General features: G+C 72.0%; 17 protein-coding genes. 9 read left to right on the top strand and 8 right to left on the bottom strand.

Annotated features, from left to right (window positions below):
• Positions 1–10: 10 nt before the first annotated feature.
• Genes ACIBN2_RS11630 through ACIBN2_RS11615 form a run of 4 tightly spaced genes read left to right on the top strand, consistent with a single transcriptional unit; the run spans position 11 to position 4,912 of the window.
• The gene (locus ACIBN2_RS11630; RefSeq protein WP_399134113.1) at positions 11–973 is read left to right on the top strand and encodes an ABC transporter permease; all 963 of its coding nucleotides are present in this window, start codon (positions 11–13) and stop codon (positions 971–973) included.
• Positions 970–2,973: a dipeptide/oligopeptide/nickel ABC transporter permease/ATP-binding protein gene (locus ACIBN2_RS11625; RefSeq protein ID WP_399134112.1), complete on the top strand. Its 2,004-nt coding sequence runs from the start codon at positions 970–972 to the stop codon at positions 2,971–2,973. The genes ACIBN2_RS11630 and ACIBN2_RS11625 overlap by 4 nt, the downstream gene beginning before the upstream one ends.
• Complete coding sequence (locus ACIBN2_RS11620; protein ID WP_399134111.1) at positions 2,970–3,989, top strand: oligopeptide/dipeptide ABC transporter ATP-binding protein; 1,020 nt, start codon at positions 2,970–2,972, stop codon at positions 3,987–3,989. The genes ACIBN2_RS11625 and ACIBN2_RS11620 overlap by 4 nt, the downstream gene beginning before the upstream one ends.
• On the top strand, positions 3,986–4,912 hold the full coding sequence (locus ACIBN2_RS11615) for a dihydrodipicolinate synthase family protein (protein WP_399134109.1): 927 nt from the start codon (positions 3,986–3,988) through the stop codon (positions 4,910–4,912). Before ACIBN2_RS11620 ends, ACIBN2_RS11615 begins: the two co-directional genes overlap by 4 nt.
• On the opposite strand, the gene ACIBN2_RS11610 is transcribed toward ACIBN2_RS11615, so the two are convergent.
• From ACIBN2_RS11610 to leuA, 6 genes are all read right to left on the bottom strand, one after another.
• A complete protein-coding gene (locus ACIBN2_RS11610) occupies positions 4,909–6,099 on the bottom strand; it encodes an exo-alpha-sialidase (protein WP_399134108.1) in 1,191 nt (396 codons plus the stop codon). The genes ACIBN2_RS11615 and ACIBN2_RS11610 overlap by 4 nt on opposite strands.
• A gap of 2 nt (positions 6,100–6,101) precedes the next feature.
• The gene (locus ACIBN2_RS11605; protein ID WP_399134107.1) at positions 6,102–6,764 is read right to left on the bottom strand and encodes a response regulator; all 663 of its coding nucleotides are present in this window, start codon (positions 6,762–6,764) and stop codon (positions 6,102–6,104) included.
• Positions 6,761–7,939, bottom strand: coding sequence for a sensor histidine kinase (locus ACIBN2_RS11600; RefSeq protein ID WP_399134629.1), 1,179 nt, complete (start codon positions 7,937–7,939; stop codon positions 6,761–6,763). Before ACIBN2_RS11600 ends, ACIBN2_RS11605 begins: the two co-directional genes overlap by 4 nt.
• A gap of 65 nt (positions 7,940–8,004) precedes the next feature.
• On the bottom strand, positions 8,005–10,086 hold the full coding sequence (locus tag ACIBN2_RS11595) for an MMPL family transporter (RefSeq protein WP_399134106.1): 2,082 nt from the start codon (positions 10,084–10,086) through the stop codon (positions 8,005–8,007).
• Between the two features lie 138 nt (positions 10,087–10,224).
• Positions 10,225–10,920, bottom strand: a complete 696-nt coding sequence (locus ACIBN2_RS11590) for a TerB family tellurite resistance protein (RefSeq protein WP_399134105.1) — start codon at positions 10,918–10,920, stop codon at positions 10,225–10,227.
• Positions 10,921–11,104: 184 nt separating this feature from the next.
• Positions 11,105–12,835 (bottom strand): 2-isopropylmalate synthase, encoded by a 1,731-nt coding sequence (leuA, locus tag ACIBN2_RS11585; protein ID WP_399134104.1) that lies wholly within the window; start codon positions 12,833–12,835, stop codon positions 11,105–11,107.
• Positions 12,836–13,154: 319 nt separating this feature from the next.
• Here leuA and ACIBN2_RS11580 point away from each other — a divergent pair, with 319 nt between their 5' ends.
• The 4 genes from ACIBN2_RS11580 to ACIBN2_RS11565 all read left to right on the top strand — a co-directional run bounded on the left by ACIBN2_RS11580 (position 13,155) and on the right by ACIBN2_RS11565 (position 17,160).
• The gene (locus ACIBN2_RS11580; protein WP_399134103.1) at positions 13,155–14,228 is read left to right on the top strand and encodes a M4 family metallopeptidase; all 1,074 of its coding nucleotides are present in this window, start codon (positions 13,155–13,157) and stop codon (positions 14,226–14,228) included.
• Between the two features lie 21 nt (positions 14,229–14,249).
• Positions 14,250–14,516 (top strand): protealysin inhibitor emfourin, encoded by a 267-nt coding sequence (locus ACIBN2_RS11575; RefSeq protein WP_399134102.1) that lies wholly within the window; start codon positions 14,250–14,252, stop codon positions 14,514–14,516.
• A 65-nt stretch (positions 14,517–14,581) separates the two neighbouring features.
• Complete coding sequence (locus ACIBN2_RS11570) at positions 14,582–15,904, top strand: GH1 family beta-glucosidase (protein WP_399134101.1); 1,323 nt, start codon at positions 14,582–14,584, stop codon at positions 15,902–15,904.
• Positions 15,901–17,160 (top strand): MFS transporter, encoded by a 1,260-nt coding sequence (locus ACIBN2_RS11565; protein WP_399134100.1) that lies wholly within the window; start codon positions 15,901–15,903, stop codon positions 17,158–17,160. Before ACIBN2_RS11570 ends, ACIBN2_RS11565 begins: the two co-directional genes overlap by 4 nt.
• Positions 17,161–17,173: 13 nt before the next feature.
• Here ACIBN2_RS11565 and ACIBN2_RS11560 read toward each other — a convergent pair whose 3' ends face one another.
• A complete protein-coding gene (locus ACIBN2_RS11560) occupies positions 17,174–18,028 on the bottom strand; it encodes an NAD-dependent epimerase/dehydratase family protein (protein WP_399134099.1) in 855 nt (284 codons plus the stop codon).
• Positions 18,029–18,163: 135 nt separating this feature from the next.
• Between ACIBN2_RS11560 and ACIBN2_RS11555 the strand changes: the two genes are divergently transcribed.
• Positions 18,164–19,021: a helix-turn-helix transcriptional regulator gene (locus ACIBN2_RS11555; protein WP_399134097.1), complete on the top strand. Its 858-nt coding sequence runs from the start codon at positions 18,164–18,166 to the stop codon at positions 19,019–19,021.
• Positions 19,022–19,136: 115 nt separating this feature from the next.
• On the opposite strand, the gene era is transcribed toward ACIBN2_RS11555, so the two are convergent.
• Entirely contained in the window at positions 19,137–20,090 is a 954-nt protein-coding gene (gene era, locus ACIBN2_RS11550; protein WP_399134096.1) for a GTPase Era, read from the bottom strand.
• Positions 20,091–20,247 lie beyond the last annotated feature (157 nt).

Below are 20,247 nucleotides of genomic sequence, written 5' to 3'. Positions count from 1 at the left end.
AGTCCGCTTCGTGATCGCCGTCGTCAGGATTCTGCTCCGCCGCGTCGCCCTGCTCGTACCGCTGATGCTCGGCATCGTGCTGTTCGTGTTCCTGGTGATGCGCTTCTCGGACGTCGACCCGGCGTCCGCGTTCTTCCAGGGCGCGAACCCCACCCCGCAGCAACTGCACGACTTCCGCGAGCAGAACGGCCTGCTGGACCCGCTGCCCGTGCGCTACGTCCACTTCGTCGGCGACCTGCTCCACGGCGACATGGGCACCAGCGCGCTGACCCGCGCCCCCGTGCTCGACCAGGTCACCACCGCGCTGCCGCTGACCCTCCAGCTCACCTTCCTGGGCCTCGGCGTCGCGGTGGTGCTGGCGCTGCTCGGCGGCGTGACGGCGGCGATCTACCGCGACCGGCTGCCCGACCAGGTCATCCGGGTCGTCTCGCTGACCGGTGTGGCCGCCCCCGGCTTCTGGCTGGCGCTGCTGATGATCCAGTACCTGGCGGTCGAGCTGGGCTGGTTCCCGACCGGCGGCTACATCAACCCGGCCGACTCCTTCACCGGCTGGCTGAGGACGATGACCCTGCCCGCGCTCGCCCTGTCGCTGCCCGTCGCGGCCCAACTGACGCGCATCGTACGGACGTCGGTGGTGGAGGAGCTGGACAAGGACTACGTCCGCACGGCGGTCGGGAGCGGGCTGCCGCCGCACGTGGTCGTGGGACGCAACGTGCTGCGCAACGCCCTCATCAACCCGCTGACCGTGCTGGGCCTGCGCGTCGGGTATCTGCTGGGCGGCGCGGTCGTCATCGAGACGATCTTCTCGCTGCCCGGCATGGGCAAGCTGATGATCGACGCCGTGAAGAACGGCGACCCGGCCGTGGTCCAGGGGGTCGTGCTGACCACGGCGACCGGCTTCGTCGTGGTCAACCTCGTCATCGACGTCCTGTACCTGCTGGTCAACCCGAAGCTGAGGGATGCGACCGCATGAACACGCCGTTCTCGCAGTTCACGCAGTTCACGCGCAAGAGCCTCACCGAGAGGCTGTCCCGGCCCGGCCTCCGCCCGCGCGGCCGGCGGAAGCTGCCGCCGCTGTCGAAGGCCGCCGTCTGCTTCCTGGTCCTCGTCGTCCTGGTGGCCGTGTTCGCGCCCCTGCTCGCCCCGCACGACCCGCTCGACCAGCAGCCGCCCGCCGACGGCACCGGGCACCCCTCGGCCGGGCACTGGATGGGCCAGGACAGCCTGGGCCGGGACATCCTGAGCCGGCTGATGTACGGCGCCCGCTGGTCGCTCGCGATCGGCCTCGGCGCGACGGCCCTCGCGCTGGTCGTGGGGGCGCTGATCGGCGCGGTCGCGGCGACCTCCCGCAAAGCGCTCGACGAGACGCTGATGCGCTGCCTGGACGTGGTGATGGCGTTCCCCGGCATCGCCCTCGCGGCCGTCCTGGTCGCCGTGTTCGGCGGCGGCATCACCGTACTGATCTGCGCGATCGCCTTCCTGTTCATGCCGCCGATCGCACGGGTCGTCCGGGCGAACATCCTCGACCAGTACGGCGAGGACTATGTGACGGCGGAACGGGTCATCGGCGCCCGCACCCCGCACATCGTGCTCCGGCACGTCGCCGTCAACTGCGCCGCTCCGATCCTGGTGTTCTGCACCGTGCAGGTCGCCGAGGCCATCGTCTTCGAGGCGTCGCTGTCCTTCATCGGCGCGGGGGTGCGTCCTCCGGACCCGTCGTGGGGCAGTGTCATCGCGGACGGCAAGGACATGGTGCTGACCGGGGGCTGGTGGGCGACGGTGTTTCCGGGCCTGCTGATCCTGGTGACCGTACTGTCGCTGAACATCCTGTCGGAGGGGGTGTCGGACGCGTGGGCGGCTCCGGCAGCACGGGAGGTCGTCGTCCGCGCGGACGACGATCCCGTCGAGGCCCCGCAGCCCGGCAGCGGCGAGACGGTGCAGCTGCCCGGCCTGGAGGCGGCGGCCGCGCGGCTGCGGTCCCGCGCCCGGCCCCTGCCGCAGGGCGGGCAGCCGGTGCTCGCGGTGGAGAACCTCGCCATCGGCTTCGAGGGCCGGCACGACGGCGTGGACATCGTCGACGGCATCAGCTTCGAGGTGCGTCCCGGTGAAGTGCTGGGCCTGGTGGGCGAGTCGGGCTGCGGGAAGTCGCTGACGGCGCTGACGGTCATGGGCCTGGAGCCCAAGGGCGCCCGGGTGCGCGGCCATGTCCGGTTCGGCGGGCGGGAGTTGCTGTCCGAGCCGATGCGGATGCGGCGCCGGCTGCTCGGCCACGAGATGGCGATGATCTACCAGGACGCCCTGTCCTCCCTCAACCCGGCCATGACGATCCGCGCCCAGCTGAAGCAGGTCGTACGGCGCGGCGGCCGGCGCAGTCCCGCCGAACTGCTCACCATGGTCGGCCTCGACCCCGAACGCACCCTGCGCAGCTATCCGCACGAACTGTCCGGCGGCCAGCGCCAGCGCGTGCTGATCGCCATGGCGCTGTCCCGCGATCCGAAGCTGATCGTCGCCGACGAGCCGACGACGGCCCTGGACGTGACGGTGCAGGCGCAGGTCATGGAGCTGCTGCTGCGGCTGCGCGAGGAGCTGGGCTTCGCGCTGATCCTCGTCTCGCACGACCTGGCGCTGATCGCGGACGTCACCGACCGGGTGGTGGTGATGTACGGCGGGCAGATCGTGGAGACGGGCGTGACCGCCGACCTGGTGGAGACACCGGCCCACCACTACACGCGCGGGCTGCTCGGCAGCGTGCTGTCGCTGGAGTCGGCGGCCGAGCGGATGACCCAGATCAAGGGCGTCGTACCGTCCCCCGCCGACTTTCCGGCGGGCTGCCGCTTCGCCGACCGCTGCCCGCTCGCCACCGAGGTCTGCCGCACCACGGCGCCCGGCCTGCTGGGCACGCCCACGCACACGGCGGCCTGTCACCATCCGGCGGCCGAGCTCGTGACGCCTGAGTCGGAGGCCGTGAAGTGAACGCGATCGTCGAGCTGTCCGGCGCCCATGTCGTGCACAAGGCGCGCAGCGGCGGCCTGTTCACCCGGGACAGGGTGTACGCCCTGACCGGCGCCGACCTCGCCGTCGCACCCGGCGAGACGGTCGGCGTGGTCGGCGAGTCCGGCTGCGGCAAGTCGACCCTGGCGAAGGTGCTGGTGGGCGTGGTGCGGCCGACGTCCGGCACGGTGTCCTTCCAGGGCCGCGACCTGTGGTCGATGCCGCCCGCCGAACGCCGGGCCACGGTCGGCGCCGGCACCGGCATGATCTTCCAGGACCCGTCGACGGCCCTGAACAGGAGGCTGACCGTACGGCAGATCCTGCGCGACCCGCTGGACGTGCACGACCGGGGCGCGAAGGCCCGACGGGACGCCCGGGTACGGGAGTTGATGTCCCTCGTCGGCCTCCCCCGGGCCCTCACCGACGCCCTGCCCGGACAGCTCTCGGGCGGCCAGCGGCAGCGCGTGGCGATCGCCCGGGCACTGGCCCTCGACCCCGGTCTGGTGGTGGCGGACGAGCCCACCAGCGCCCTGGACGTGTCGGTGCGCGCCCAGATCCTCAATCTGCTGCTGGATCTGAAGGAACGCCTGGGCCTGGCGCTGGTGTTCGTCTCGCACGACATCCAGACGGTACGGCGGATGAGCGACCGCGTGATCACCATGTACCTGGGCCGGATCGTCGAGGAGTCCCCGGCCGCGGAGGTCACCGAGCGCGCCCGGCACCCGTACACCCGCGCCCTGTTCTCGGCGACCCCCGGTCTGCTCGACCCCATCGACCCGATCCCGCTGACCGGTCCGGTCCCCTCGGCGACGCGTCCGCCCAGCGGATGCCCGTTCCGCACCCGCTGCTGGAAGGCGGACGAGGTGTGCGCGGCGGACATGCCCGATTTCTCGGCCGCGTCGGGCGCGGACCACCGCTTCCGCTGCCACCATCCTGTCCAGGAGGACGTCTCGACCCGCGACCTCGTACGCCAGAACCACCCATCGGAGCCCTCATGACCTTCCCCGCCCCGCTCACCGGTGTCGTCCCGCCCGTCTGCACACCCCTGACACCGGACCGCGAGGTGGACGTCGCCTCCCTGCTCAGGCTGGTCGACCACCTGCTGGCGGGCGGGGTGCACGGGCTGTTCGTGCTGGGGTCCTCCTCGGAGGCGGCGTATCTGCGCGACGCGCAGCGCCGGCTGGTGGTGGAGGCGGTGACCGGCCATGTGGCCGGGCGGGTGCCGGTGCTCGCCGGGGCGATCGACATGACGACGCCGAGGGTGCTGGACCACGTGGCGTCGGTGACGGCGGCGGGCGCGGACGCGGTGGTGGTGACGGCGCCCTTCTACGCCCGTACCCATCCGGCCGAGATCGCCCGCCACTTCCGCCTGGTCGCGGCCGCGTCCCCGGTGCCGGTGATCGCGTACGACATCCCGGTCGCCGTGCACACCAAGCTGCCCGCGGACGTCGTCCTGGACCTGGCCGCCGACGGAGTGCTCGCGGGCCTGAAGGACTCCAGCGGCGACCTGGCCGCCTTCCGCGAGGTCGTCACCGGTGCGCGCCACCTCTCCGGCTTCAGCGTCCTGACCGGCTCGGAGCTGCTCGTCGACGTGGCCCTCGCGCTCGGTGCCGACGGCTCGGTCCCCGGCCTCGCCAACGTCGACCCGCACGGCTACGTCCGCCTGGACCGCCTGTGCCGGGCGGGCGACCAGGAGCAGGCACGGGCCGAACAGGAGCGGCTGTGCGCCCTGTTCGGGCTGGTCGGCGTCGGCGGCCCGGCCCGCATGGGTGGCGGCTCCTCGGCCCTCGGCGCCTTCAAGGCGGCCCTGCACCTGCGCGGCGTCATCGACTGCCCGGCGACCGCGGAACCCCAGGTGCCGCTGTCGCCGGACGAGGTCGGGCAGGTCGGCAAGTTCCTCGCCGCGGCGGGGCTGCTCTAGCGGTCGAAGTCGTCCACCGGCAGCCGCCGGAACTCGATCGTGTCGTACGTCCCGGTCGTCCCCGTCTCGTACAGGATCCCCGCCGTGCGACGGCCGACCTGCACCAGGTCGGAGTAGGCGGCCGGCTGCTGCGAGAGCGTCAGGGCCTTGGTGAAGGTCGAGCCGCCGTCGGTGCTGCGCCAGATCGCCATCGCCCGGCGGGCGGTCGGCACGGACGGGCCGGAGAAGAGCAACGGTGCGTCCATGCCCCGGAGTTGGAGGACGCTGCCCTCGACCACCGGGACGTCGTCGAGCGTGGGCTGCACGGCGTAGGGGCGGTCGAGGGACTCCCCGCCGTCGCTGGAGTAGGTGTCGAGACGGTTGCCGGCGCTTGTGCCGTTCTGGTCGCGGGAGCTGAAGTAGAGGCGTCCGTCGGGTAGTTGGGTGGCAGTGGACTCGTTGGCGTTGTCCACGCCGTCGTAGGAGTCGTCGACGAAGCCCAGCCGCCAGGTGCGGCCGCCGTCGTCGCTGTAGACGGCGTGCGCGCCGTAGTACCTGGCCTCCTGGCCGGTGTCGGGAGAACCGGCGGGCGGGGCCGCGGAGTGGTTGGCCGGGACGACCAGGCGCCCCGCGTGGGGGCCGCGGGTCAGCGCGACCGCGTGGCCCGGTCCCGTCGCGTACCAGCGCCAGCCCGGCGGCTTCACCTCGGCGGTGATGTCCCGCGGCGCCGTGAAGTGCCGCCCGTCGTCCCGGCTGCGCTGCACGAACACCCGTCTGCTCTGCTCCGGTGTCACCTCGCCCCGCATGATCTGCGCCTCGGTCACAGCACCGCTGTTGTAGGACGTGACGAGGACGACCTCGCCGGTGCGCGGGTCGACGACGGGCGCGGGGTTGCCCCGGGTGTCGCCGTTCCCGGCGGCCACCACCTGGAGCGGGCCCCAGGTGCAGCCGCCGTCGCCGGAGCGGCGCAGGACGACGTCGATGTGCCCGGTGTCGCCGACACTGTTGTGACGGCCCTCGGCGAAGGCGAGGACCGTTCCTCGTCCGGTGGTGACGGCCGCCGGGATGCGGAAGGTGTCGTAGCCGTCCTGGCCCGACGCGTAGGGCAGGGACGAGGTGCAGCCCGTGGCGGCGGAGGCGGGCGTGAGGGCGGTGAGCGGCGTGAGGAGCACGGTGGCGGCGAGGAGGGTGCGGCTCAGGAAGGTCACCGTCAGAGCGTTCCCGGAGTCACCAGTCCCGACTCGTAGGCGACGATGACGAGCTGCGCCCGGTCCCGCGCCCCCAGCTTCCCCATGATCCGGCTGACATGGGTCTTCGCCGTCAGCGGGCTGAGGCCCAACGCCTCCGCGATCTCCGCGTTGTTGAGCCCGCGCGCCAGCAGCGTCAGCACCTCGCGCTCCCGGTCGGAGAGGCATTCGGGGCCGCCCGTCGCGGGCGCCGACGGGCTGCGCAGGAACCGCTCGATCAGCCGCCCCGTGGGGCCCGGGGAGAGCAGCGCCTCCCCTGCGGCCACCGTGCGGATGGCGTCGAGGAGTTCGGCCGGACGGGTGTCCTTGACGAGGAACCCGGAGGCGCCCGCGCGCAGCGCCTCCACGATGTGCTCGTCGGTGTCGTAGGTGGTGAGGACCAGCACCCGCACCGCCGTCAGGTCCTCGTCGGCGGCGATGAGGCGGGTCGCCTCGATGCCGTCCAGGTCCGGCATGCGCAGGTCCATCACCACCAGGTCGGCGCGCTCGCTGCGGGCCAGCGCCACGGCCTCCCGGCCGGTGCCGGCCTGCCCGACGACCTCCATGTCCCGCGCCGACTCGACCAGCATGGCGAACGCGGCCCGCACCAGCGTCTGGTCGTCGGCGAGCAGCACGCGGATCGTCATCGGGTCCCCTCCACAGCGGTCGTCAGCGGCAGTACGGCGCTCACTTCGAAACCGCCCTCGGCCCGCGGTCCGGCGTCGAGTGTGCCACCCACGCTGCGGGCCCTCTCCCGCATCCCCACGAGCCCGAAGCCGGGTGTGCCGCCCGGCGTGGGCCCGGTGCCGTCGTCGGTGACGGACAGGCGCAGGGCGCCGTCCCGCTCGTACAGCTCGACCTGTACGGCGGGTTCGGGCCCCGCGTGCCGTACCGCGTTGGTCAGCGCCTCCTGCACGATCCGGTAGGCGGCGGCGCCGACGGCGGGCGGCGCCTGCCGCACCCGTACCGACTGCTCGACGCGCGCGCCCGCGAGCCGGGCCGCCTCCACCAGGTCGGGCAGGCCGTCGAGGCCGGGCAGCGGGCCGCGGCCCTCGCCGTGCTCGGCGGCGCGCAGCACCTCCAGGGTGGTGCGCAGCTCGCCGCGCGCGGTGCGGCAGGTCTCCGCGATCTCGTCCAGCGCCTTGGCGATCGTCTCGCGGTCGAGGCGCTCGGGGTCGGCGGCCAGGACGTGCGCGGCGACGGACGTCTGGACGCCGATGAGCGTGATGGTGTGGGCGAGCAGATCGTGCAGGTCGCGGGCGATGCGCAGCCGTTCCTCGGCGACCCGGCGGCGGGCCTCCTCCTCGCGGGTGCGTTCGGCGCGTTCGGCGCGTTCCACGATGCCGGCGACGTACTGGCGGTAGTAGCGGACGTCGACGCCGAAGAACAGGGTGGCGATGATCCAGCCGGAGGTGCGCAGGAGTTCGATGGCCTGGTGCGTGTTGATGGTGAGCATCGCGGTCACCGCGACGCAGAGGGCGGCGGCACCGGTCAGGACCGTGCGCAGGGGGCGCTGGGTGACGGCGACCGTGTAGAGGGCGACGTAGGAGGCGGGGGTCGGCGGGAAGGGGTTGTTGCCGAGGGCGTGGTACGGCATCACCACCAGGGCCACCGCGGTGAGCGTGAGCAGCGGATGGCGGCGCCGCCACACCAGCGGCACGTAGCAGGCGAGCAGCAGCACCCAGCCCGCCGCGTCGGGGCGGCGGGCCGGGTCGGTGAAGAGCGCCATGCACACCGCGACGACGGCGAGCGCCGTCGCGAGGATCACGTCGTTTCGGGTGCCGTGCGGGGCGGTGCGGGGGTCGCGGTTGATCGCGGCCATGATCCGCTCGCCCCGTCGCGGACTCCGCGCCGCCGCCGCTGTCGTGTGCTCCACGGTGTTCAGCTTCACACGGGTTCCGGCTGGCGCGGTGCCCGCACCCGCTCCGGTTCGCGCGACAGCCGGCCCGGCCACCACACCTTGCGGCCCAGCAGCACGCTCGCCGTCGTCACCAGGTACGTCCGCACCAGGAAGGTGTCCAGCAGCACGCCCACCGCGATCACGAAGCCGAGCTCGACCAGCCCCACCAGAGGCAGCGTCGTCAGCACGGCGAAGGTCGCGGCCAGCACGACGCCCGCGGAGGCGATGACCCCGCCGGTGGTGCGCAGCGCGGTCAGCGCCGCGGTCTGCGGTTCGGCACCCGCCAGGGACTCCTCCCGCATGCGGTGCATGAGGAAGATGCCGTAGTCGACGCCGAGTGCCACCAGGAAGACGAAGGACAGCAGGCCGAGCCCGGAGTCGGTGCCGCCGAAGCCGAGCACCGGCCCGAACACCAGCCCGCCGATCCCGAGCGCCGCGCCCCACACCGCGACCACCGCGACGAGCAGCATCAGCGGTGCCACGAGACTGCGCAGCAGCCCTACGAGGATCACGAACACGGCGGCGAGCACGAGCGGCACGACCACCTCGCGGTCCCGGGTCTGGCTGTCGGCCAGGTCGAGCTGCTGCGCGCTGGGGCCGCCGACGTAGGTGCCGTAGGTGTCGTCGAGCCCGGCGCGCAGGGCCTCGATGGTCCTCGTCTCGCCCGGCGACTCGGGGGCGGCGGTGGCGAAGACGGTGATCTCCGTCCAGCCGGAGCCGCTGCGCCCGGACGCCGCCTGCGCGACCCCGTCGGTCGTACGGGCCTTGGCGAGGACGGCGTCGGCCGTCCCGGTGGGGGCGATGACGGTGATCGGCTGGCTGCTGCGCCCGGGGTAGGCGCGGGCCAGGGTCTGGGTCGCGGAGATCGACTCGGGCTTCTCGGTGAAGGAGTCCTCCTGCTTGAGCGTGCCGGGCAGGTTGAGCACGCCCAGGGCGAGCGCACCGAGGACGACGGCCCCGAGGGTGAGCACGGCGGCGGGGCGGCGCGTGGCGGAGCTGCCCATCGCCGCGAACAGCGACCGCCGTACCTTCGGCGTGCTGCCGAACGCCGGGATCATCGGCCAGAAGACGCGGCGGCCGAGGAGGACCAGCAGGGCGGGCAGCAGGGTGAGCATCGCGACGAGCGCGGCGAGCACGCCCACCATGCCGACCGGGCCCATGCCGCGGCTGCTGTTGAGGTCGGCGGCGAGCAGGCAGAGCAGTCCGGCGGCCACGGTGCCGGAGGAGGCGAGGACCGCGGGCCCGCAGCCCTTGAGTGCGGCGCGCATGGCGTCGTACGGCCGCTCGTGGCGGCGTAGCTCCTCGCGGTAGCGGGAGATGAGCAGCAGGGCGTAGTCGGTGCCCGCGCCGAGCACGAGGACCGTCATCACGCCGCCGCTCTGGCCGGTGATGGTGACGCCGAAGCCCTCGTGGAGGCCGTACGCGGCGGCCATCGCCATGCCGGCGGCGACCCCGGCGGAGGCGAGCGGCACCAGCCACAGGAAGGGGCTGCGGTAGATGAGGATCAGCAGGGCGGTGACGACGCCGAGGGTGGCGTAGAGCAGGGTGCCGTCGACCGAGCCGAACACCTTGCTCATGTCGGTGTTCAGACCGCCGGGCCCGCCGACCTCGGCGCTGAGCCCCGCACCGCCGTTCGCGATGTCCCGCACGCCGTCGACGAAGGCGTTCCGCGCCTTGTCGTCCTGGCCGGGCGTGGTGCTGGAGACCGGGTACATGAGCGTGGCGCCGTCGCGCGACGGGACGGCCTTCGGGGTCCCGGTCAGCCGGTACTTCGCCCCGATCTCGGCGACCTGCGCGCCCGCCTTGTGCCGGTCGGCCGCGGTGAGGCCGCCCTCGCGGTGGTAGACGAGCACTAGGTCGGTGGCCTGCCCGCCCGGCAACTCGTCCTGGACACGGGCCACTTGGGTGGAGTCGGCGCTGTCGGGCAGATAGTCGACGGACCGGTTCTGCTGCACGTCGCCGAACTTCCCGGCGAACGGTCCGGCGAGCACCAGCGCCGCCAGCCACAGGCCGAGCACCACCCAGGGCACGGCACGCCGGCCCCCTGTTCGCGTCCTTGCGGCCCCCATGGACGGGCCTCCCTCCGGTCGGGATGTCTGGGTCGTCTCCAGACTCCCGGCACACGGGGGCGGCTTCGTCGGGCGTGCGGGCGAGTTGGGCACTACTGCCGCGGGCGGCCTCGCGACGGCATTACTCCCGCGGGAGTATCAGGACGGTGTACGCGCCGCCGCCAGCAGCCGCGTCACGTCGTCCGCGCAGATCGTGAGCGCCGCGCCCACGGTGCTCAGGGCGTCCCGCTCGGCGGGCGTGTAAGGGCCGTCGGCCAGGGCGATGCGGGCGCCCTGGAGCAGGATCGACTCGCGGCCGACGGCGGCCAGGTGCGGGGCCAGCGGGTCCAGCGCCTCGTGCAGTTCGATGGCGAGCCCGGCGCCGCAGGGCTCGCCGTAGACCCGGCCGGTGTCCGCGGCCAGCGCCTCGACGAGGGCGCTGAGCTGCTCCTCGGTGCAGTCGTCGAAGCCGGCCGCGCGAACCGTGCCGGCGGCGGCCTCCAGGGCGGTGCGCGAACAGGTGCCGCCCGCGGTCAGCACCGCCAGGGCGACCGTGTGCACGGCGTCGCGCAGCATCGCGGAGAAGCGGGTGGTGGTCGGGTGGTCGAGGGCCTCGGTGCCGAAGTGGCGACGGCAGGAGGCGCATTCGACGACCGGCGCGGTCTCGCCGCGCGGCAGCACGGGCACGCCCAGGACGATGAAGCGCCGGTGGCCCGTCAGGCGCTGGTAGTTGCGGTCGCCGCCGCACCCGGGGCAGAAGAACTCGCCGTCTCCGACGGGCGTCCACGCGGTGCGGGTGCCCAGCAAACGCGCAGGCCTGGCGGCTTGGCCGTTTCGTCCCCGTACTGGCAGCACGTCGCACCTCCTCACCCCGCGGCCCCATCGCCGCGCTGGCGTGATGTTAGCCACATCCTCGAGTCCTAGTCAGTACCCCGGACGAGACCTTTCCGTGACCTCCACGAACAGATGGCCGATAAACGACGGCGCCCCGACCGCTGCGCACAGCGGTCGGGGCGCCGAAAAGGCCCGGTCAAAAGGGTCAGCGAGCGGCTCGGTTGACGGCGGAGACGACCGCCTTCAGCGACGCACGCGTCGTGTTCGCGTCGATCCCGATCCCCCACAGAACCTTGCCGTCGATCGCGCACTCGATGTAGGAGGCGGCCTGCGCGGAGGCGCCCTCGCTCATCGTGTGCTCCTGGTAGTCCAGCAGGCGTACGTCGATGCCGATGGACTGCAGGGCGTCGAAGAAGGCCGAGATCGGACCGTTGCCGGAGCCGGCCAGGACGGTGTCGGTGCCGTCGACGGTGGCCTCCACCTTGAGGGTGTCCACACCGTCGGTGTCGGTGGTCGACTGGCCGTTCTTGACCTGGATCCGACCCCAGGGGTTCTGCGGGTTCGGCAGGTACTCGTCCTGGAAGACCGACCAGATGTCGGAGCCGGTGATCTCGCCGCCCTCGGCGTCCGTCTTGGCCTGGATCAGCTTCGAGAACTCGATCTGCATCCGGCGCGGCAGGTCCAGCTTGTGGTCGTTCTTCAGGACGTAGGCGATACCGCCCTTGCCGGACTGCGAGTTGACGCGGATGACGGCCTCGTAGGAGCGGCCGACGTCCTTGGGGTCGATCGGCAGGTACGGGACGGCCCACTCGATGTCGTCGACGGTGACGCCCTTGGCGGCCGCGTCGGCCTCCATCGCGTCGAAGCCCTTCTTGATGGCGTCCTGGTGGGAGCCGGAGAAGGACGTGTAGACCAGGTCGCCCACGTACGGGTGGCGCGGGTGGACCTCCATCTGGTTGCAGTACTCCCACGTACGACGGATCTCGTCGATGTCGGAGAAGTCGATCTGCGGGTCGACGCCCTGCGAGAACAGGTTCATGCCCAGGGTGACCAGGTCGACGTTGCCGGTGCGCTCGCCCTGCCCGAACAGGCAGCCCTCGACGCGGTCGGCGCCGGCCATCACGGCCAGCTCGGCGGCGGCGACGGCGGTGCCGCGGTCGTTGTGCGGGTGGACCGAGAGCACGACGTGCTCGCGGCGCGACAGGTTGCGGTGCATCCACTCGAAGCGGTCCGCGTGCGTGGAGGGCGTCGAACGCTCCACCGTGGCGGGCAGGTTGAGGATGATCTCGCGGCCCGGGCCCGGCTGGTAGACGTCCATGACCGCCTCGCAGACCTCCAGCGCGAAGTCCAGCTCGGTGTCGGTGAAGATCTCCGGGCTGTACTGGTAGCCAAACGCCGTGCCATCAGCCTCGGGGCCCAGCAGCTTCTCGGCGTACTCCATCACCAGGCGCGTGCCGTCGACGGCGATCTGCTTGATGTCGTCCTTGGAGCCGCGGAAGACGACCCGGCGGAAGACCGGGGCGGTGGCGTTGTACAGGTGGACGTTGGCGCGCCGGGCGCCCTTCAGCGACTCCACGGTCCGCTCGATCAGGTCCTCGCGGGCCTGGGTCAGTACGGAGATGGTGACGTCGTCCGGGATCGCGCCGTCCTCCTCGACGATGGAGCGCACGAAGTCGAAGTCGGTCTGGCCGGAGGCGGGGAAGCCGACCTCGATCTCCTTGTAGCCCATCTTGACCAGCTGGTCGAACATCCGGCGCTTGCGCTCGGGCGACATCGGGTCGATCAGTGCCTGGTTGCCGTCACGCAGGTCCGTGGAGAGCCAGCGGGGGGCGACGGTGATCCGCTGGTTCGGCCAGGTGCGGTCCGGGATGCCGACCTGCTCGTAGCGGCCGTACTTGTGGATCGGCATGGTGCTGGGCTGCTGGCGGTTGGCCATGATTGCGGGGCTCCTCGAGGTGTCCGGAAGGACGGCCGACGACGCAACGCGAAGCTCCGCGGGGAGGGAGTCGACCTGGACTACAGGCCCTCGCCGCGGCAGCTAAGAAGAAGCAGCCCGAAACGCATGATGCTCCGCATGCTAGCCGAGCCCCTTCGGATGCGGGGCGCCGTATCAGTATGCGGGACCCGGACGCCAAAAGGGGCAAAACGTGCGCCATACCACTCCGTCACAGAGCGTGCACGATGCTGTCCCCATATTTCACCAATCATGGTTGCGGGTAGTGACACGGACATAACTCAGTGCAATGGTTCCCGGCATGACGAAGACCAACGGGGGCTTCGAGCCCGTCTTCTGCACCGTCGTACCTCCGCACATCCTCGACAAGCTGGCCCAGCACGAGGACCCGGCACTCGCCACGGCCGCGCGCAGGACACTCGAGCGCGACGCCTACGAGCGCACCCACCGCCGGCTGACCACGGTCATCGGCGCTCCGACCGTCGCCCCGCCCGCCGGCGCGGCGACCGACCAGCCGCACCGCACGATCTACGACGCCCGCCACCACACGGACCTGCCGGGGAGGAAGGTCCGCTCGGAGGGCTCGGACCCGGGCAAGGACGCCACCGTCAACCGCGCCTACGCGGGCCTCGGCGCCACCTTCGAGCTGTACCTGAAGGCGTACGAGCGCCACTCCATCAACGGCGACGGCCTGCCGCTCAACGCGTCGGTGCACTTCGACAACGACTACAACAACGCCTTCTGGAACGGCGAGCAGATGGTGTTCGGCGACGGTGACGGCGAGATCTTCCTCGACTTCACCATCCCGATCGACGTCATCGGCCACGAACTCACGCACGGCGTCACGCAGTACACGGCCAACCTCACGTACTTCGGCCAGCCCGGCGCCCTCAACGAGTCGCTGTCCGACGTCTTCGGCTCGCTGATCAAGCAGTACACGCTCGGCCAGACCGCCGCCGAGGCCGACTGGCTGATCGGCGCAGGGCTCCTCGCCCCGCGCGTCACCGGCAAGGCGCTGCGCTCCATGAAGGCGCCGGGCACGGCGTACGACGACGACGTCCTCGGCAAGGACCCGCAACCCGCGACCATGGACGACTTCGTGCGCACCGGCCGCGACAACGGCGGCGTCCACATCAACTCCGGCATCCCCAACCACGCCTTCTACCTGGCCGCGACCGCGCTCGGCGGCAACGCCTGGGAGAAGGCGGGACAGGTCTGGTACGACGTCCTGACGGGCGGCGAGCTAAAGAAGGACGCCCTGTTCGTGGACTTCGCGAAGCTCACGGTCGCGGCGGCCAAGGCCCGCTTCAACGAAGGAGACGAACTTCAGGCCGTCCTCAAGGCCTGGGAACAGGTCGGGGTGCGAACCTCGTAGTTCCGTACTAGACACGGACCCATGCGTATTCGAGTAAGGCGCACGGGTGGATTCGCCGGCATCGAGCGGCAGGCCGAGGTCGACACCTCGGGGCGGCCCGACGCCGAGGAGTGGCACACCCTGGCCGAGCAGGCCGTGACCGGCGGGCACAGCACGCCGCCCGCCGGCGTCCCGGACGGGTTCAGCTACGAGATCACCGTGGACGGCAGGACGTTCTACACCGCGGATCCCCAGCTCACCGAGGAGCAGCGGACGCTGATCTCCAGGGTGCTGAAGGAGGGAGCCTGAGCTCGTAACAGGTCGTCCATGCGCGGGCGTTGACTTCCGTTACCGGTGGTACGGATGATCCGCGCATGGCGACTGAACCGTTCGACGCGGCGAACCCGATACCCCGTTTCCCGGCCGGATTCCTGTGGGGCGTGTCGACCTCGGCCCATCAGATCGAGGGCGCGGTGGACCAGCGGGAGCCGTCCGTGTGGGACGTCTTCACGGCCGAACCGGGACGGGTGAAGGACGGCTCCACCGCCGCGGTGGCCTGCGACCACTACCACCGCTACCGCGAGGACGTGGCCCTGCTGGCCGGCCTCGGCGTGGACGCGTACCGCTTCTCGATCTCCTGGCCGCGGGTGCGCTTCGAGGGCGGCCTGGACTTCTACGACCGGCTCGTGGACGAGCTGTGCGCGGCGGGCGTGCGGCCCGTCCCGACCCTCTTCCACTGGGACCTGCCCCTCGCGCTGGACTGGCTGGAGCGGGACACGGCGGAGCGGTTCGCGGAGTACGTGTCGGTGGTGGCCGAGCGGCTCGGCGACCGGGTGCAGAAGTGGATCACCCTCAACGAGCCCGCGGAACACACCCTGTTGGGCCATGCGCTGGGCGCGCACGCGCCGGGCCGGCACCTGATGTTCGACGCGCTCCCGGTCGCCCACCACCAGCTGCTCGCCCACGGCCTGGCCGTACGGGCCCTGCGCGCGGCCGGCGCCACGGACATCGGGATCGCCAACTCGCACGGCCCGACCTGGCCGGCCTCCCGGGAGCAGGCGGACGTGGAGGCGGCGGACTTCTACGACCTGCTGCTCAACCGCCTCTTCGCCGACCCGCTGCTGCTGGGCCGGTACCCGGAGGGACTGGGCGAGTTGATGCCGGGCGACGTCGAGTCCGACCTGAAGGTCATCGCGGAGCCGATCGACTGGTACGGCGTCAACTACTACGCGCCGACCCGGGTGGGCGCCCCGCAGGGCGAGGACATCGACTTCGGCGGCCTCACCATCCCGGCCGAACTCCCCTTCTCCGTACGGCAGATCGAGGGCGTTCCGGTGACGGACTTCGGCTGGCCCGTCGTACCCGAGGGCCTGACGGAACTGCTCACCGGCTTCCGCGACCGCTACGGCGACCGGCTCCCGCCGGTCGTCATCACCGAGAACGGGTGCAGCTACGAGGGCATCGACGACCAGGAGCGGATCGCGTACCTGGACGGCCATCTCCGCGCGCTGCACGGGGCCTTGGAGGCGGGCGTGGACGTGCGCGGGTACTTCGTGTGGTCGCTGCTGGACAACTTCGAGTGGGCGGAAGGCTACGAGCGCCGGTTCGGGCTCGTGCACGTGGACTACGCGACGCAGAAGCGCACGCCCAAGGCGTCGTACCACTGGTTGCGGGACGTGCTGCGGGCGCAGGGATGACCTCCCTGGAGCGAGACGCACCGGCGGCGCTCGCCGAGCCCGTGGAGCGGGTCGGACGAGGCTGGACGGCGTCCCTCTCGCTCGCCAACGGGGCGATCTGGGTGGGCTGGTACGGCCCGCTGCAGATCCTGCTCGCCTCCCAGGCGAAGGACTTCGCACCGGGCTCCGGCATGTCCAAGGAGACGATGCTGGCGTGGGTGACGGGCGCGGGCGCGGCGGTCTCGCTGGTCGCCAACCCCTTCTTCGGCGCGCTCTCGGACCGGACCGTCTCCCGCCGGGGCCGCCGTACGCCCTGGATCGTGGCCGGGGCCGCGGGCGGCGCCCTGTCGCTGCTGCTGCTCGCGGGCGCGGACGGCGTGTGGACGATGGCGGCGGGCTGGTGCCTGGTCCAGCTGACCCTGAACGCGGCGTTCGCGGCGGTGACGGCGGCGGTGCCGGACCGGGTGCCGCGGCTCCAACGGGGCTCGGTGGGCGGCTGGTTGGGGGCGGCCCAGATCCTCGGGGTGGTCGGCGGGACGGGTCTCGCGACGGTGGCCGGCGGTGTCGGGGCCGGGTACGCCGCCTGCGCGGTGTTCACGGCGGTCGGTGTGCTGCCGTACGTCGTCCGGTACGAGGACCTGCGGCTGGCGGAGGAGGACCGGCCGCCCTGGTCGTGGCGGGGCTTCCTGGCCGGGTTCTGGCTGAGCCCGCGCCGCCATCCGGACCTGGGCTGGGCCTGGCTGACCCGCTTCCTGATCAACCTCAGCAACGCGCTCGTCCTGCTGTACCTCCTGTACTACCTGCGGGACCGCCTGCACTACGGCGATCCGGACGAGGGCGTGCTGATCCTGACCGCCGTGAACGGCGTGACCCTGCTCGCCACGGTCGTCGTCGGCGGCGTGTGGTCGGACCGCTCGGGACGCCGCAAGCCGTTCGTGATCTGGTCCGGCGTGCTGATGGCGGTGGCGACGGCGGCCCTGGCGAGCTGGCAGACCTGGCCCGGCGCGATCGTCGCGGCGGCGGTCCTCGGGGTCGGCTTCGGGGTGTTCACCTCGGTCGACTTCGCGCTGATGACCGACGTGCTGCCGAAGGCGCTGGACCGCGGCAAGGACCTGGGCGTGATCAACGTGGCCAACGCGCTGCCCCAGGTCGCGGCGCCCGCCCTCGCCGCGCCGATCGTGACGTACCTCGGCGGCTACCGGGTGCTGTACCTGGTGGCGGCCGTGATCGGGCTGGCGGGGGCGGTGCTGGTCGGGCGGATCAGGGGCGTGGAGTGACGCCCCTCGCCTGCTACAGGGCGCCGGCGTCCCGGGCCGTCCAGACGCTCGGGTAGATGGGCCGGAAGCCGAGTTCCCGGCGGATCCGCAGGGTGGACATGATCCCGAACCACGGGTCGGGGTCCGTGTTCTCGTACAGCCCGGCGGGCACCTCGACGCCGTTGAGCCGGTACAGCTCGACCGTCGTGACGGGGGCGTCGTCGGCGACGTTGTAGATCCGGCCTTCGATGCCCGGCGTGTACAGCAGCCGCAGCAGGCCCTGCGCGACATCCGCGTGATGCGCCATCTGCAGACGCTGGTGCGGGGCCCAGTTCGGGGCCCAGTGCAGGGCGTTGGCGAGGTGCGGGTCGCCCTCGCCGTAGACGAAGGGGAGCCGTCCGATCCGTACGTCCAGGCCCTCCATCGCGAGCAGTTCACGCTCGGCCTCGGCCTTGGACTCCGGGTAGGCGCCCCACATCAGGCCGCCGGGCCGGCTCTCGTCCTCCTCGGTCAGCGGGCGGCCCCGCCCGGTCCCGTACACGTTGCCCGTACTGACCTGCACGAACCGCTCCACGCCCGCGGTCTGCGCGGCCCGGCCCAGCGCCACCGCCGCGTCCCGGTTCACGGCCCACGCCTCCTCGTCCGGCACCCCGCGGAAGGAGGCGGCGACGTTCACGACGGCGTCCACCCCTGCAAGGGCCTTGCCGAGCGCCTCCTCGTCCCGCATGTCCCCTACGGCCACCTGGGCGCCCAGCTCCGCGAAACGCTCACCGCGGGCCGCGTCCCGCACCAGGACCCGCACCTGCTCCCCCGGCTGCCGCTGCGCCAGCAGCCGCGGCACGAAGCGCCGCCCGACCTGTCCCGTCGTCCCGGTCACCAACGTCAGCATGATGTGCTCCTCACACGCTCTGTCACCTGTCTTGGTGACCAGCCTCGGCGCACGGAACGTCGACCGGGAGAGACCTCTGCGTCAGGGGATCGGCAGTCCCTGGATAAGCCGGCCGGCCTCCCGCACCCTGGAGAGGTGAACCGAGCCGAACTCGCCGACTTCCTGCGCCGCGGCCGCGCCCGCCTGGACCCCTCCGACGTGGGCCTCACGGCCGGGGCCCGGCGCCGTACGCCGGGGCTGCGCCGCGAGGAGGTGGCCCAGCTGGCCGGCATGTCCGTGGACTACTACACGCGCCTCGAGCAGTCCCGGGGTCCGCGCCCGTCCCGCCAGATGCTCACCGCGCTGGCCCGCGCGCTGCGTCTGACGGAGGACGAGCGCGACCATCTCTTCCACCTGACCGGCGAGGAACCGCCACGCCGTGAGGCGACGAGCACCCACGTGCGCCCGGGACTCCTGCTGGTCCTGGACCGGCTGCACGACTGCCCGGCACTGGTGGTCACCGACTGCGGCGAGGTACTGGCGCAGAACGCGATGTCGCGGGCGCTGAGCGGGGACCTCCTGGCCCGCCCGCCCCGCGAGCGCAACATGCTCCGCCGCTTCTTCCTGGACCCCTCGGCCCAGGCGCTCTTCCCGCCCGAGGACCGCCCGGAGCGCGCCCGCGAGCAGGTGGCGAGCCTGCGCGCGGTGGCGGCGGCCCGCCCCACGGACCCGGAGCCGGCCGCCCTGGTCGCCGAACTACGGGCCGGGAGCGAGGAGTTCGCACGTCTCTGGGACGAGCACGAGGTCGCCGTCCGCCGCGCCTCGACCAAACGCTTCCGGCACCCCATGGTCGGCGTCCTCGAACTCGACTGCGAGGTCCTCGTCAACTCCGACCACAACCAGCAGCTGGTCGTCCACACGGCCCGCCCGGGCACGGAGTCCTACGAGCGGCTGCAACTGCTGCGGGTGGTGGGCCTGCAGGACCTGACCCCGTCAGAAGCCGAGGCGCCGTAGCTGCTTCGGATCCCGCTGCCAGTCCTTCGCCACCTTCACGTGCAGGTCCAGGCTGCATCAATACGCGGCTACCGCCGCGCGGCCGGCGTGCCAGGAGAACCGCGACCTGCCCGGCTCAGAAACCCAGACGCCGCAGCTGCTTCGGATCCCGCTGCCAGTCCTTCGCCACCTTGACGTGCAGGTCGAGGAAGACCGGCGTGCCCAGGAGCGCCTCGATCTGCTTGCGGGACTTGATGCCGACGTCCTTGAGCCGCTTGCCCTTGGGACCGATGACGATGCCCTTCTGGCTGGACCGCTCGATGTACAGGTAGGCGTGGATGTCGAGCAGCGGCCGGTCGGCGGGCCGGTCCTCGCGCGGCAGCATCTCCTCGACCACCACGGCGATGGAGTGCGGCAACTCGTCGCGGACACCCTCCAGCGCCGCCTCCCGGATCAGCTCGGCCACCATGACCTGCTCCGGCTCGTCGGTCAGGTCGCCCTCGGGGTAGAGCGCAGGGCCCTCGGGAAGCAGCGGGATCAGCAGGTCCGCGAGCAGGTTCACCTGCTTGTCCCCGACCGCCGACACCGGCACGATCTCCGCCCACTCGATCCCGAGCTCCTTGCCCAGCTGATCGATCGCGATCAGCTGCTCGGCGAGGGCCTTGGAGTCGACGAGGTCGGTCTTGGTGACGATCGCGACCTTCGGGGACTTCTTGATCCCCGCCAGCTCCTTCGCGATGAACCGGTCACCGGGGCCGATCTTCTCGTTCGCCGGCAGGCAGAAGCCGATCACGTCGACCTCCGCCCACGTCGTGCGCACGACGTCGTTCAGCCGCTGCCCCAGCAGCGTCCGCGGCTTGTGCAGCCCGGGGGTGTCGACCAGGATCAGCTGGGCGTCCTCCCGGTGCACGATCCCCCGCACGGTGTGCCGCGTCGTCTGCGGCTGGTCCGCGGTGATCGCCACCTTCTGCCCGACCAGAGCATTCGTGAGGGTGGACTTGCCCGCGTTGGGGCGGCCGACGAAGCAGGCGAAGCCGGCCCGGTGGACGGTCTCGCCGGACGCTTCGGATGACTGGGTACGAACGCTCATGCCCTTCATTCTCCCTGATCCACGAGGCACCGCCGTACCACGTCCCGCGCACCCCCGCCGCGGTGAGCTTTCCGAAACCCTCACGCAACGAAACACCACGGAAACACACCCGTGCACAACCGGAAACGCACGGCGGTGACGCTCTGACGAGCCCCCG

This window comes from Streptomyces sp. NPDC050534, from assembly GCF_044457745.1.
Lineage (GTDB): Bacteria > Actinomycetota > Actinomycetes > Streptomycetales > Streptomycetaceae > Streptomyces.
This window is presented reverse-complemented; position numbering and strand designations above follow the sequence as displayed.

Bases quoted from the DNA above. Each gene is read 5' to 3' on its own strand.
- ACIBN2_RS11625 (WP_399134112.1), top strand. From the start codon at position 970: ATGAACACGCCGTTCTCGCAGTTCACGCAGTTCACGCGCAAGAGCCTC.
- ACIBN2_RS11615 (WP_399134109.1), top strand. From the start codon at position 3,986: ATGACCTTCCCCGCCCCGCTCACCGGTGTCGTCCCGCCCGTCTGCACA.
- ACIBN2_RS11605 (WP_399134107.1), bottom strand. From the start codon at position 6,764: ATGACGATCCGCGTGCTGCTCGCCGACGACCAGACGCTGGTGCGGGCC.
- ACIBN2_RS11600 (WP_399134629.1), bottom strand. From the start codon at position 7,939: ATGGCCGCGATCAACCGCGACCCCCGCACCGCCCCGCACGGCACCCGA.
- ACIBN2_RS11595 (WP_399134106.1), bottom strand. From the start codon at position 10,086: ATGGGGGCCGCAAGGACGCGAACAGGGGGCCGGCGTGCCGTGCCCTGG.
- leuA (WP_399134104.1), bottom strand. From the start codon at position 12,835: ATGGCCAACCGCCAGCAGCCCAGCACCATGCCGATCCACAAGTACGGC.
- ACIBN2_RS11580 (WP_399134103.1), top strand. From the start codon at position 13,155: ATGACGAAGACCAACGGGGGCTTCGAGCCCGTCTTCTGCACCGTCGTA.
- ACIBN2_RS11575 (WP_399134102.1), top strand. From the start codon at position 14,250: ATGCGTATTCGAGTAAGGCGCACGGGTGGATTCGCCGGCATCGAGCGG.
- ACIBN2_RS11570 (WP_399134101.1), top strand. From the start codon at position 14,582: ATGGCGACTGAACCGTTCGACGCGGCGAACCCGATACCCCGTTTCCCG.
- ACIBN2_RS11565 (WP_399134100.1), top strand. From the start codon at position 15,901: ATGACCTCCCTGGAGCGAGACGCACCGGCGGCGCTCGCCGAGCCCGTG.
- ACIBN2_RS11560 (WP_399134099.1), bottom strand. From the start codon at position 18,028: ATGCTGACGTTGGTGACCGGGACGACGGGACAGGTCGGGCGGCGCTTC.
- era (WP_399134096.1), bottom strand. From the start codon at position 20,090: ATGAGCGTTCGTACCCAGTCATCCGAAGCGTCCGGCGAGACCGTCCAC.